Here is an 11,922-nt window from a genome sequence, read left to right as displayed (position 1 = left end):
CGTCTCCAGCGGGTGGACGCCGCTGGCAAAACTCTGTGTCCAAAGAATGGCATGCGACGAGTTGTGGCTCGGCTTGGCGACCAACGCTTGCATAGATGCGGCAAGCCGATTATCGACGCGCTTGAAGTCTAGCCACGCGGTTAGCTTTAGCGGGTCATGCTCCCGCAGGTCCGGAAAAACAATTCAAGGGTACTACAAGATGCGCAAGATCGTTCTCGCTGCTGCAGCCGGCCTCGGCCTGCTGACGATGGCTGCTTGCTCGGAGAAGACGCAGGACGCCGCTGACGCCACCGCCAGCTCGGCCGCCGAAGATCTCTCGGCTGGCGCCAGCGACGCGGCTGACGCTGCGGGCGACGCCGCTACCGACGCTTCGGAAGCTGCTGCTGACGCTGGCGACGCTGCCAAGGAAGCCGGCGCCAAGGCTGCCGACGCTGCTGGCGACGCTGCGGCTGCCGCTTCGGGCGCTGCTGCCGACGCCGAGGCCGAGCTGAAGAAGTAAGCTTCTTCCTCGTTTTCGAGACAGAGAAAGGCGCGCTGGCCCATCCAGCGCGCCTTTTTTCGTGCCTGCCTGCTGCGCGATGCGGCAACTTAAGTCTCGTTGATTGCTTAGCCTTGTTCCTGTTGTGGAGACTGCGATGATCCTGGGAGTGGTGCTGGCGGGGGGGCGATCGACTCGCTTCGGCAGCGACAAGGCCTTGGCCGAGATCGAGGGGCATACCCTGCTGTCGATCGCCGTCGATACCCTGTCGGGCTGGTGCGAGCATGTGGTGGTGGCGGGGCGCGCGACCGCTCCGGCGCCGACCCTGCCCGACTGGCCGCGCCCCGACATGGGCCCGCTCGCAGGCCTGGCCGCGGCGCTGCACCTCGCTGTCGATGAGGGATATGAGGCAGTGCTTAGCTGTGGCGTCGATTCGCTGGCGCTGCCCGACGATTTGCCAACAATGCTGGGTTCGGCGCCGGCTTGCCTCGCCGCGCAGCCGGTGATCGGGATCTGGCCGGCGTCCTGCGTGGAGGCGATCGAAGCGATCCTGCACGGTGAGGGGCCGCACTCGCTCTACAGCTTCGCCGAGTCGGTGGGCGCGCGCATGGTCGAGATCGCTCGACCTCCTGCCAACATCAACACGCCCCAGGACCTCGCGGCCCTGCGAGCCCCTCGCTGAGCGTCAGGGACAGATCTGTCCCAGCGCCATCCATGTGGGGCGTGGGTTCAAGTCCATCATGCTGGTGTCGAGCCTGTAACCGCCTTCGATCGTGATAATGAGATTGGCCAACCCGGCGCAGGCAAGCTTGGCCCGCAGCCGCGATAGTTGCACGGCCATCGAGTTACTCTTGCTGATGCTGCCGGCACCCCACAGGTCCTTCGCCAGGGTATCCTTGCTGACGGGCTGGCCGAGCGTTTCGGACATCCGCCAGAGCATGGTGAACTCGGCCGGGTGGAGGCCCAGAGTGCGCCCGCGGTATGTCGCCTCGCGCGAGATCAGGTCGAGCTTGAGCTCGCGGATCGTGCGCTGGCGCGGAAGCCAACCTGCCAGATCGTGCAGGCGCCGCGCCCGTGCATGCACTTCTGCCAAAGGGACCTGGTCGCTCACCGCTTCACCGAACCCGGCGGCGAGAAGGCGTGCCCTGGTGGCGCCGGTGTTGACGCCGCTCACCAAAGTCAGGCGTCGGGCATGGTCCCATGCTTGTTGAGGAGAGGGTGCAGCGCGCCCCTCACATTCCGCTGCATGGGCGATGAGGATGCAGTCGCTCGCCGTCTCGTCGGCTTCTGCCAGACGCCAGCCATGATGTCGCAAGTCGCAGTTGGCAGGGATGCTGCCTTCGGAGATCCATCGAAAAGCGCCCACCGTCTTCCCCTGTCCAGATTGGCGCGACCCAGGTTCATGCGCGACTTCTTGCTCTGAAGTTCGCAGCCGCAGCATGAGCAATGCGGCATTTAGGACTAGGTAAATACTCTTATAACCATACTGTAAGATCGTCTAAGTTGTTGCTTTGGTGGTCTTATTGAAGGCTTCCACGCAGCTGCAGCCCATGCGTGCTGGGCGTGCCCTTCTGTGTGACCGGGCGGATAGAAGAATGATCAGTAGGTGCGCCGACGGAGCAAACATGGCGCTATGATCCTCTCCCCGCGCGGGGAGAGGATAGCCAGGCTTGGCTCCGCAGGGGCTAGCCGAAGTGGGAGAGGAATGCGAGAGCACGCTGCCCTCTCCAAGCTGCGCTAGCTCCTGGCGGAGCAAGCTTCCCTGTCTCTCCCCGGCGGGAGAGGAGCAGGCGCGCAGCCTTGAGGTGCCTCAGGCCGCGGTGGAGTTCACTCCCATCGACGAGAGGTAGCGGCGGATATTGCGAGCGGCCTGGCGCAGGCGCTGCTCGTTCTCGACCATGGCAATGCGCACGAAACCTTCGCCATCCTCGCCGTAGCCGACGCCCGGCGCCACCGCGACATCGGCATGGGTCAGCAACTGCTTGGAAAACTCCAGGCTGCCCATCTCGCGCAAGGACGGCGGCAGCGGGGCCCAGGCGAACATTGAGGCCTTGGGCGGCGGGATCTCCCATCCGGCACGGCCGAACGCCTCGACCATGACGTCGCGGCGCTTCTGGTAGAGCTGGCGGTTCTTTTCGACGATATCCTGCGGACCGTTGAGTGCGGCACAGGCGGCAGCCTGAATCGGTGTGAAAGCGCCGTAGTCCAGGTAGCTCTTCACGCGCGTCATCGCCGCGATCAGCCGCTGGTTGCCGACCGCGAAGCCCATGCGCCAGCCGGCCATCGAGTAGGTCTTGCTCATCGAAGTGAACTCGACCGCGACGTCCTTGGCGCCGGGGACCTCGAGGATCGAGCGAGTCGGATTGCCGTCGTAGTAGAGCTCGGAATAAGCAAGATCGGACAAGATCCAGACCTTGTTCTCCTTGGCCCAGGCGACCAGCCGTTCGTAGAAGGCGAGGTCCACCGTCTCCGCCGTCGGGTTTGACGGATAGTTCACCACCAGGATCGACGGGCGCGGCACGGTGAAGGCCATCGCCTTGTCCAGGCTGCGCCAGTACGCCTCGTCGGGCGTGGTCGGCACCGAGCGGATCGTTGCGCCGGCGATGATGAAGCCGAAGGTGTGGATCGGGTAGCTGGGGTTGGGCGCCAGCACCACGTCGCCGGGCGCGGTGATCGCAGTGGCGAGGCTGGCAAGGCCTTCCTTGGAACCCATAGTGACCACCACTTCGCGCTCGGGATCGACCTCGACGCCGAAGCGCTTGGCGTAGTAGCCGGCCTGTGCGCGGCGCAGACCCGGGATGCCCTTGGACTGCGAATAGCCGTGCGCGCTCGGCTTCTGCGCCACCTCCACCAGCTTGTCGATCACGTGCTGGGGCGGCGGCAAGTCGGGGTTGCCCATGCCGAGGTCGATGATGTCCCGTCCCGCCTGGCGTGCTGCGTGCCGCATCGCGTTGACTTCGGCGATGACATAAGGCGGCAGTCGCTTGATGCGGTAGAACTCGTCTTCCATGACCTCACAGGCTTTCTTAGGCGCGGCAGGATCGCCGCTGCTCGCGCTGTAAGGGATTACGGCCCCGCGGCAAATGCCTGATCGCATGGCGGATCGCTGAAGGGATGGCAGGACTCGACAGACGGCCTGACCAGTAGCAGTTAGAGGGCGTTAGAGGAGATGCCCGCCCGATGCCGACCCAGGCAGGACCGTCCGACGCCAGCATGAACCTGTTCGGTGAGATGATGATGGCGCAGGCGCAAGGCGCGTTGGCGCTGTTCGGGCAGATGTTGCCCCAGGCGCAGCCCTCCGGTGAGCCCGCACAGCTCGGTACCGGCAATGATGCGAAACCGGCGCCTACAGAAGAGGCGGTCAAGTGGGCCGAGGCCGCGACCCGGCTCCAGACGCTCTGGACCGATTTTCAGGTGGAGCAGCTCGCCCGCGCCAGTGCCGCCTCGCCGCAGTTCATGGATCCGACGCGGTGGATGGAGAGCGCCGGCACGGTGCTTCGTCAGCTTCCTCTCGCCAGTCCAGAGGTGCAGGGCAAGCTGTGGGAAGACGGCTTGGCGCTCGCCACGGCGGTGCTCGGCCAGTTCGAGCTCGGACCGGTCAAGACGGAGGCTCCGGCCGAGCTGCCGCGCTCGGACCCGCGTTTCGCCGACCCGAGCTGGCGCAAGCAGCCATTCTTCGCGATCGTTCACCAGCTGTACCTCATGCTATCGGAGCAGGTGATCGGCATGGCCGAGGGGATCGAGGGGCTGGACGCCGCCAGGAAACGCCAGCTGGTGTTCGCCACCCGCGCGCTGGTCGATGGCCTCAGCCCTGCCAACTTCCCGCTGACCAACCCGGTCGCGCTCGAGAAGGCGGTGGAAACGCGCGGCGAAAGCCTGGTCAAGGGCATGGAGAACCTGCTCACCGACATGCGTCGCGGCCAGTTGACCCACACCGCGGCCGAGGCCTTCAAGCTGGGCGAGAACATCGCCGCCACACCGGGCAAGGTGGTGCACGAGACGCCGCTGTTCCAGCTGATCCAGTACACGCCGACCACGCCGACGGTGCTGGCGACGCCGCTGCTGATTTTCCCGCCCTGGATCAACCGGTTCTACATCCTCGATCTCAACGCCCGTAAAAGCTTCGTGCGCTGGGCCGTGGAGCAGGGCGTGACCGTGTTCATGGTCTCCTGGAAGTCGGCAGACGCCAGCATGGCCGACCATGTCTGGGACGATTACATCGGTGCCCAGATCGAGGCGGTCGACGTGGTTCGCACCCGCCTAAACGTGCCTGCGGTGCACACCATCGGCTACTGCGTCGCCGGGACCACCCTCGCCGCCACGCTTGCCGTGCTCGCGCGAAAAGGGGAGGCAGAGAAGATCGCCAGCGCCACGTTCTTCACGGCGCAGGTGGACTTCGAGGACGCGGGTGACCTCAAGAACTTCATCGACGACCAGCAGATCGAGGCGCTCGGGCACCTTTCGCCCGAGGGCTATGTGGACGGACGCTATCTTGCTGCCGCCTTCAACCTGTTGCGCGGCAACGACCTGATCTGGAGCTACGTCGAGAAGAACTACCTGAGGGGCGAGGAGCATGTGCCCTTCGACCTGTTGCACTGGAACGGTGACGTCACCAACCTGCCGGCACGCTGGCACCGCGACTACTTGCGCGACCTCTATCGCGACAACCGACTGGTGGTCCCCGATTCGCTCTCCGCGTGTGGCGTGCCGATCGACCTGCGACGCATCACCACCCCATGCTACATCCAGGCGGGCCGGGAGGATCACATCGCCCCACCCGCCAGCGTGTGGAAGCTCACCCGCTTCCTGGCGGGGCCATGGACTTTCGTTCTGGCGGGGTCCGGGCACATCGCCGGCGTCGTCAACCATCCGGATCAGCGCAAGTACCAGTTCTGGACCAATCCGGACGCGCGCGAGTCGCTCGACCAATTTGTCGTGGATGCCCACGAAGAGCCCGGCAGCTGGTGGAACCACTGGCGCGGCTGGCTCGAGACGATCGATGCCGGCACGGTTCCGGCGAAGGGCAAGCGCGTGCCCGGTGGACGTGGCGATCGCGTGATCGAGGATGCGCCCGGACGCTACGTCTCCATGCGCTAGGCACCTTGTTCCCTCGGGCTGAGGCATTCTGCCCGTAGACCCGGGTGGGCAGATCAACCGTGCCCACAGGCCCGAAATGCCTCTTTCCGCCAGAAGATTACACTATGTTGCATCGCAGCATAATCTCTTGACTCGCTTGCTTGTGATGCATACTGTTGCATTGCAGCATGGCATGACTTCGGTTGTGCAATGCACGAAACCAACGTCGGGCAACGACGTTCTGGATCAAGGCAGCGGGCGGATTACTGCAGACCATGGCTGAGACTGAAGACAGGATCGACGATGGTGCGCCGGCGCAGGAAAGCGCCGTGCCGTTGGCCAATGTCGCCAAGCAGGCGAAACCTTCGCTGCGCCGCCGCGTGATCGCGCCGGACCAGACGGCGCTGTCGTCCGGTCTGCCGACGCTGGCTGCTGGTGCGCCCGGTGGTGTGCAGGCCAAAGCCACAACAGAGGTTCCAGTCTCTGCAGCGGTGTCGACGGACGTAGGTACTCACGCAGAACCAGCGCCTGCACCGGCAGCCAAGTCCGCGAAGCAATCCAGCCCCGCGAAAGCCAGCGTCCTCAAGGTCTCGGCAGCCAAGACCAAGCCGGTTGCCGCGAAGCCGCTGCCGGTGAGCAAGGCTGCCAAGGTGGTGGCCGCCAAGCCGCTGCCGCCGCAGCACGTTGCCGCACCGACAAAGGCGATGGCTGCCAAGCCAGCGGCTGCTGCTCCTGCGGTGCCCTCCGCTCATCAATCTCTTTCTGCGGCGAAGCCGGCCGTCGCAACCAACCGGACTGCTCTGCTCAAGCGAGCGGCTCCGGACACCTCGCCTGCCGCGCCCGCCCATCAACCTGCATTCGACCTCAAGGACAAGATCATGGACATGACCGCCAACTTCAGCAGCTTTCAGGATGCCATCAGCGACGCCCAGACCAAGGCGCAAGCCGCGTTCGAGAAGAGCTCGACCGTGTTCGGCGAAGTCGGTGAGTTCGCCAAGGGCAACGTTGAGGCGGTGATCGCTTCGGGCAAGATCCTGGCCGAAGGCGCCCAGGAAATTGGCAGCACCATCGTTGCCGAAGGCCGCACCGCGTTCGAGAGCATGACCGGTGACATCAAGGAGCTCGCCGCCGCCAAGTCGCCGACCGACTTCCTCAAGCTGCAGAGCGACATCGTCCGCAAGAATTTCGACAGCGCCGTCGCTTATGGCTCGAAGAACAGCGAAACCTTCCTCAAGCTCATGAACGACGCATTCGCGCCGATCTCCGGCCGCGTCAGCCTGGCGGTCGAAAAGGCCCGCCAGGCCGCGCCGATGAATGCGGCGCCGGTCAACGCTGCCGCGCTCTGATCGCCCAGCGACGATCGTGATCGAATGATGGACACGCGGGTCGAGGCTTCATGCTTCGGCCCGCGTTTCCTCGCTCCGGCTGTACGTGTCCGCAACGCGACGGTTCCGGTTGGAGGCATGCTCGGGCCATCTTGAAGATGACCTGCGGCATACGATATTCTGCAGGCATGAATTCCCACTCCGCCCTGACCGATTCTCCCTGCCCGTCCGCCGTGGCTGCGCAGTTGCGCCCGATTGCCGGCTGGCAGGTGCTCGGCATGGTCGTCCGCGCCTCTGCTGACGACGATGGTGACGGCAAGCCTCCGCCGGGCGATGGCGATGGCCAGGTCGGTGTCGCCACCAAGACCCGCGCCAAGCCCAAGAAGCCCAGCCAGTTCAAGGTGCTGATGCTGAACGACGACTACACGCCGATGGAGTTCGTCGTGCTGGTCCTCAAGCGCTTCTTCCATATGGACATGGAGCAGGCCACCCGCGTGATGCTCCATGTCCACCAGAAGGGTGTCGGTGTCTGCGGCATCTTCCCTTACGAGATCGCCGAGACCAAGGTGAACCAAGTGATGGATTTCGCCCGTCAGAACCAGCATCCGCTGCAATGCACGCTGGAGAAGGCCTGAAGGCCTTTCGCGAACTCTAGCTAAGCTGAGAGCAGCATTTCCGGACTGCTTGTCAGGGCTGCCACCTCGTTGGCATTAAACCTTCAAGCCTGTCCTCCCGGCACGGGGAGGGGGATCGCGTGAAGCGTGGTGGAGAGGAGTCTCGCCGAAGGGCGACTCGGCCGGCAAGCTCGTGGAAGGTGGCGAGTCCCCACCACCCTCGCTGCGCGAGCAGTCCCCCTTCTTGTCCCGGGGAGGGCAGCTGGAGGCGAGGGTATCCGACCTCCCTCGCAGTTCACGCAGGGCACACGCCAGCGCCCGCCGGCGAGCGCGGGATAACGCCAAGGGTGATCAACAGGTCGGACGATGAAGCGGCCGGCGCTGCCCTGGCGACAGGGTTGGCTCGCGCTTCCAGTCTCGCGAATGTCCGGCGTGGGAAGGCGTAAGCGCCACCGGCTCGGCCCTGATCCACGAAGCACCGGCGAGACGGGCTCGCAGCTGATCGCCGGCCTCTCGTGAGAGAGCAAAGCTTCGTAGGGTTGCAGACGCCCGTCTAAGCGCCGGCCGCGGTGGTTGCGGGCAAGAGCGACAGGCCTGAAGCCGCTCGTCTGCATCCGACCTGCTGCAGCTTTTAACCCATCTGGTTCTAAATGTCAACATCGGATAGACGCTTGCCTGTCACCGCGCAAAATCAAAAGGCCGGGGGATTGCTCCCCCGGCCTTCCGGTAGACTTGGACTTGGGTGCGTAGGACTTAGAAGCCCATGTCACCCATGCCGCCCATGCCGCCGCCGCCCATGGGGGGCATGGCAGGCTTGTCTTCGGGCTTCTCGCTGATCGCGGCTTCCGTCGTGATCAGCAGGCCGGCCACCGAAGCGGCGTCCTGCAGCGCGGTGCGAACGACCTTGGTCGGGTCGATCACGCCGGCGGCCACGAGGTTCTCGTAGACGTCGGTCGAGGCGTTAAAGCCCTTGGTCTCGTCGTTCTCGCGCAGGAGGTTGCCCGAAACGACGGCGCCGTCATGACCCGCGTTGGTGGCGATCTGCTTCAGCGGAGCAGTGATCGCGCGGCGGATGATGTCGATGCCCTTGGTCTGGTCGTCATTGACGCCCTTGAGGCCTTCGAGCGCCTTGGTCGCGTACAGCAGAGCCGTGCCGCCACCGGGGACGATGCCTTCTTCGACCGCAGCGCGGGTCGCGTGGAGAGCGTCGTCGACACGGTCCTTGCGCTCCTTCACTTCGACTTCCGAAGCGCCGCCGACCTTGATCACGGCGACACCGCCGGCCAGCTTCGCGAGACGCTCCTGCAGCTTCTCACGGTCGTAGTCCGAAGTGGTGACTTCGATCTGCGCACGGATCTGCTCGACGCGAGCCTTGATCTCTTCGGCCGAACCCGAGCCATCGACGATGGTCGTGTTGTCCTTGTCGATCGAGACCTTCTTGGCCTGGCCGAGCATGCCCAGGGTGACGTTCTCGAGCTTGATGCCGAGGTCTTCCGAGATCATCTCGCCGGCGGTCAGCGTGGCGATGTCGCCCAGCATGGCCTTGCGGCGATCGCCGAAGCCAGGTGCCTTGACGGCGGCGATCTTCAGGCCGCCACGCAGCTTGTTGACGACGAGCGTGGCCAGAGCCTCACCCTCGATGTCCTCGGCGATGATCAGGAGCGGACGGCCCGACTGCACCACGGCTTCCAGGATCGGCAGCAGCGCCTGCAGCGACGACAGCTTCTTCTCGTGGATGAGGATGTAGGGGTTGTCCAACTCGACGGTCATCTTGTCGGGGTTGGTGACGAAGTAAGGCGAGAGGTAGCCGCGGTCGAACTGCATGCCCTCGACGACGTCCAGCTCGAACTCGAGGCCCTTGGCCTCTTCGACGGTGATGACGCCTTCCTTGCCGACCTTCTCCATGGCCTCGGCGATCTTCTCGCCGACTTCGGTGTCACCGTTAGCCGAGATGATGCCGACCTGGGCGATTTCCGACGAGCCCGAGACGTCCTTGGACCGGCTCTTCAGGTTCTCGACGACCTTCGTGACGGCCAGATCGATGCCGCGCTTCAGGTCCATCGGGTTCATGCCGGCGGCGACGGCGGTCATGCCTTCGCGCACGATGGCCTGGGCCAGCACGGTCGCGGTGGTGGTGCCGTCACCGGCCTTGTCGTTCGCCTTCGAGGCCACTTCGCGCAGCATCTGCGCGCCCATGTTCTCGAACTTGTCCTTGAGCTCGATTTCCTTGGCGACGGTGACGCCGTCCTTGGTGATGCGCGGGGCGCCGAAGCTCTTGTCGATCACGACGTTGCGGCCCTTGGGGCCCAGCGTGACCTTCACGGCGTTGGCGAGTGTGTCCACGCCAGCGAGAATGCGCTCACGAGCGTCGCGCGAAAAGCGTACGTCCTTGGCTGCCATTGTCTGATTTCCTTATCTAAAATGGAGAGTGGGAAGCGGGAAAGCTCAGGCGATCACGCCGAGGATGTCCGATTCCTTCATGATCAGCAGGTCTTCACCGCTGACCTTGACTTCGGTGCCCGACCACTTGCCGAACAGAACGCGATCGCCGGCCTTGACGTCGAGCGGGGTCACGGTGCCGTTCTCGGTACGGGTGCCGGTGCCAACAGAGACGATCTCGCCCTCGGCGGGCTTTTCCTTGGCGCTGTCGGGGATGATGATGCCGCCGGCCGTCTTCTCCTCGGCCTCAACGCGGCGCACGAGCACGCGGTCGTGCAGCGGACGAAAACCCATGGGATACTCCCTTATCCATGATCAAAAACGGGGCTTGGCACTCTCATGTGTAGAGTGCCAGCGGCGCGGATATGGTCCGGCACCTGCGAGCCGTCAAGCGGTCTGGAACAAAATTCCGTCACCGCCATGACAGTGCCGGTCAGGCCGGCAGGGAAGCGGGACCAGCCGAGGGCAGCAGCCCGAAACGCTCGCGCCCGGCCCAGCGCGCAACCAGCAGCAGCGCTGCAAAGGTGAGGCCGACGGCCAGGCCGATCCATACGCCAAGGCCGCTCAGCGGCGTGCGCAGGCCCAGCCACCAGGCGACCGCGAAGCCGCCCGCCCAGTAGCTGGCAATGGCGATCACCATCGGCACGCGGGTGTCCTGCACCCCGCGCAGCACGCCGGCGGCGACCGCCTGCGCGCCATCAACCAGCTGGAACGCGGCGGCGACCAGCAGGTACTGCAGCGCGAAGCCCAGAAGCACCGCATTGCGCGGGTCCGACGTGTCGACGTAGAGCGAGACAATGCCTTCGGGCACCAGCAGCATGACCGTGGCCGAGACGCCGACGAAGGCGAGGCCCGTCAGCAGCGCGGCCCAGCCGGCGCGGCCGATCGCCTCGCGGTCGCGGGCGCCGTAGTGGTAGCCGACGCGGATCGTCGCAGCCTGGCCGATGCCGAAGGGCACCTGGAAGAAGATCGCCGCGATCTGCAGCGCGACGGTGTGTGCGGCCAGCTGTGCCTCGCCGATCAGGCCCATCAGGAACGCGGCCGAGCTGAACAGGCCGCCCTCTGCCATCAGTGTCAGCGCGATCGGCAGGCCGAGTGCGACCAGCTGGCGCATGCGCGACCACTCGGGCCGCCACCAGCGTCCGAACACGTGGGTGCGCCGCAGCCGGCGGTCGGAGCGGATCGCCACGCAATAGGCGGCAACGGTCGCGCAGGCAGTGATGAAGCTGGCGAGCGGCGAGCCGAGCAGGCCCAGCTCCGGCGCGCCCAGGTGCCCGAACACCAGAGCCCAGTTGCCCAGCGCATTGACGGCGATCGACAGTCCGGTGATCACCGTGGCGAAGATCGGCCGGCCCATCGCCGAGACAAACGTGCGCAGGACGTTCACCACCAGCATTGGGATCACGCTGAGTGCGCAGACCTCCAGGAAGTCGCCCGCGAGGCGTGCCAGCACCGGCTGCTGCCCGGTCGCGCGCACGATCGCCTCGCCGTTCAGGCACACCGCGATGCCGAGCGCTCCCAAGAGGACGCAGAGCCACAGTGCCATGCGGACGGAGCGGCGCACTTCGCGTACGGCATGGCGGCGGCGGCCAAGCTCGGCGGCGATCAGCGCGGCGACGGCTCCGGTGAGGCCGTAGAACGCCATCAGCATCAGCGCGAAGATCGCCACCGCCAGGCTCGAGGCGGCAAGCGCCTCCTGGCCCAGGCGCGAGACGAACATGACGTCGGTGGCGAAGACCGCCATCTGCAGGATGTTGGCCGTCGCCAAGGGACCGGCGAGGCGCAACGTCGCTGCCAGCTCGGCGCGGAACAAGCCTCGCGCAGGGGCCCTGCCAGACAGGCGGGCGAAAAGAGGAGCGGCGGTCATGATCAGGTCGTGCGTGTGCGATCCGCCGGCACTGCACTGGCGGCGCGGCGGACCGGTGCGATACGCAAGGCGCGCAAGCCGGGAAAGCGAAATCGCGCGCGCTTGGCAGCGGGACAGGTTCTG

10 protein-coding genes are annotated in these 11,922 nt (G+C 65.4%); 5 read left to right on the top strand and 5 right to left on the bottom strand.

Annotated features, from left to right (window positions below):
- Window positions 1-199: 199 nt before the first annotated feature.
- Entirely contained in the window at window positions 200-499 is a 300-nt protein-coding gene (locus tag GV044_RS08695) for a hypothetical protein (RefSeq protein ID WP_159868220.1), read from the top strand.
- 136 nt (window positions 500-635) lie between these two features.
- Window positions 636-1,160 carry a molybdenum cofactor guanylyltransferase gene (locus GV044_RS08690; protein WP_159868217.1) on the top strand — a complete coding sequence of 175 codons (525 nt, stop codon included), beginning with the start codon at window positions 636-638 and terminating at the stop codon, window positions 1,158-1,160.
- Window positions 1,161-1,163: 3 nt separating this feature from the next.
- Here the strand turns inward: GV044_RS08690 and GV044_RS08685 are convergent, their stop codons facing one another.
- Complete coding sequence (locus GV044_RS08685) at window positions 1,164-1,844, bottom strand: winged helix-turn-helix domain-containing protein (protein WP_159868214.1); 681 nt, start codon at window positions 1,842-1,844, stop codon at window positions 1,164-1,166.
- 444 nt (window positions 1,845-2,288) lie between these two features.
- Window positions 2,289-3,488 carry an LL-diaminopimelate aminotransferase gene (locus GV044_RS08680; protein WP_159868211.1) on the bottom strand — a complete coding sequence of 400 codons (1,200 nt, stop codon included), beginning with the start codon at window positions 3,486-3,488 and terminating at the stop codon, window positions 2,289-2,291.
- Window positions 3,489-3,658: 170 nt separating this feature from the next.
- On the opposite strand from GV044_RS08680, the gene GV044_RS08675 reads away from it, so the two are divergent.
- From GV044_RS08675 to clpS, 3 genes are all read left to right on the top strand, one after another.
- Window positions 3,659-5,575: an alpha/beta hydrolase gene (locus GV044_RS08675; protein WP_236554819.1), complete on the top strand. Its 1,917-nt coding sequence runs from the start codon at window positions 3,659-3,661 to the stop codon at window positions 5,573-5,575.
- A gap of 254 nt (window positions 5,576-5,829) precedes the next feature.
- Complete coding sequence (gene phaP / locus GV044_RS08670) at window positions 5,830-6,900, top strand: phasin family protein (protein ID WP_159868208.1); 1,071 nt, start codon at window positions 5,830-5,832, stop codon at window positions 6,898-6,900.
- A 257-nt stretch (window positions 6,901-7,157) separates the two neighbouring features.
- A complete protein-coding gene (clpS, locus tag GV044_RS08665; protein ID WP_159871125.1) occupies window positions 7,158-7,514 on the top strand; it encodes an ATP-dependent Clp protease adapter ClpS in 357 nt (118 codons plus the stop codon).
- Between the two features lie 732 nt (window positions 7,515-8,246).
- Here the strand turns inward: clpS and groL are convergent.
- From groL to GV044_RS08650, 3 genes are all read right to left on the bottom strand, one after another.
- Window positions 8,247-9,893, bottom strand: a complete 1,647-nt coding sequence (gene groL / locus GV044_RS08660) for a chaperonin GroEL (RefSeq protein WP_159868205.1) — start codon at window positions 9,891-9,893, stop codon at window positions 8,247-8,249.
- A 45-nt stretch (window positions 9,894-9,938) separates the two neighbouring features.
- Window positions 9,939-10,226 (bottom strand): co-chaperone GroES, encoded by a 288-nt coding sequence (gene groES, locus GV044_RS08655; RefSeq protein WP_159868202.1) that lies wholly within the window; start codon window positions 10,224-10,226, stop codon window positions 9,939-9,941.
- Between the two features lie 139 nt (window positions 10,227-10,365).
- A complete protein-coding gene (locus tag GV044_RS08650) occupies window positions 10,366-11,799 on the bottom strand; it encodes an MATE family efflux transporter (protein ID WP_159868199.1) in 1,434 nt (477 codons plus the stop codon).
- Window positions 11,800-11,922 lie beyond the last annotated feature (123 nt).

Source organism: Novosphingobium sp. 9U (assembly GCF_902506425.1).
In the GTDB taxonomy this organism is placed as follows: Bacteria; Pseudomonadota; Alphaproteobacteria; order Sphingomonadales; family Sphingomonadaceae; genus Novosphingobium.
This window is presented reverse-complemented; position numbering and strand designations above follow the sequence as displayed.

What these genes read in the sequence shown, in the direction of transcription:
- GV044_RS08695 (WP_159868220.1), top strand. Translation starts at nt 200, where the DNA reads ATGCGCAAGATCGTTCTCGCTGCTGCAGCCGGCCTCGGCCTGCTGACG.
- GV044_RS08690 (WP_159868217.1), top strand. Translation starts at nt 636, where the DNA reads ATGATCCTGGGAGTGGTGCTGGCGGGGGGGCGATCGACTCGCTTCGGC.
- GV044_RS08680 (WP_159868211.1), bottom strand. Translation starts at nt 3,488, where the DNA reads ATGGAAGACGAGTTCTACCGCATCAAGCGACTGCCGCCTTATGTCATC.
- GV044_RS08675 (WP_236554819.1), top strand. Translation starts at nt 3,659, where the DNA reads ATGCCGACCCAGGCAGGACCGTCCGACGCCAGCATGAACCTGTTCGGT.
- phaP (WP_159868208.1), top strand. Translation starts at nt 5,830, where the DNA reads ATGGCTGAGACTGAAGACAGGATCGACGATGGTGCGCCGGCGCAGGAA.
- clpS (WP_159871125.1), top strand. Translation starts at nt 7,158, where the DNA reads ATGGTCGTCCGCGCCTCTGCTGACGACGATGGTGACGGCAAGCCTCCG.
- groL (WP_159868205.1), bottom strand. Translation starts at nt 9,893, where the DNA reads ATGGCAGCCAAGGACGTACGCTTTTCGCGCGACGCTCGTGAGCGCATT.
- groES (WP_159868202.1), bottom strand. Translation starts at nt 10,226, where the DNA reads ATGGGTTTTCGTCCGCTGCACGACCGCGTGCTCGTGCGCCGCGTTGAG.
- GV044_RS08650 (WP_159868199.1), bottom strand. Translation starts at nt 11,799, where the DNA reads ATGACCGCCGCTCCTCTTTTCGCCCGCCTGTCTGGCAGGGCCCCTGCG.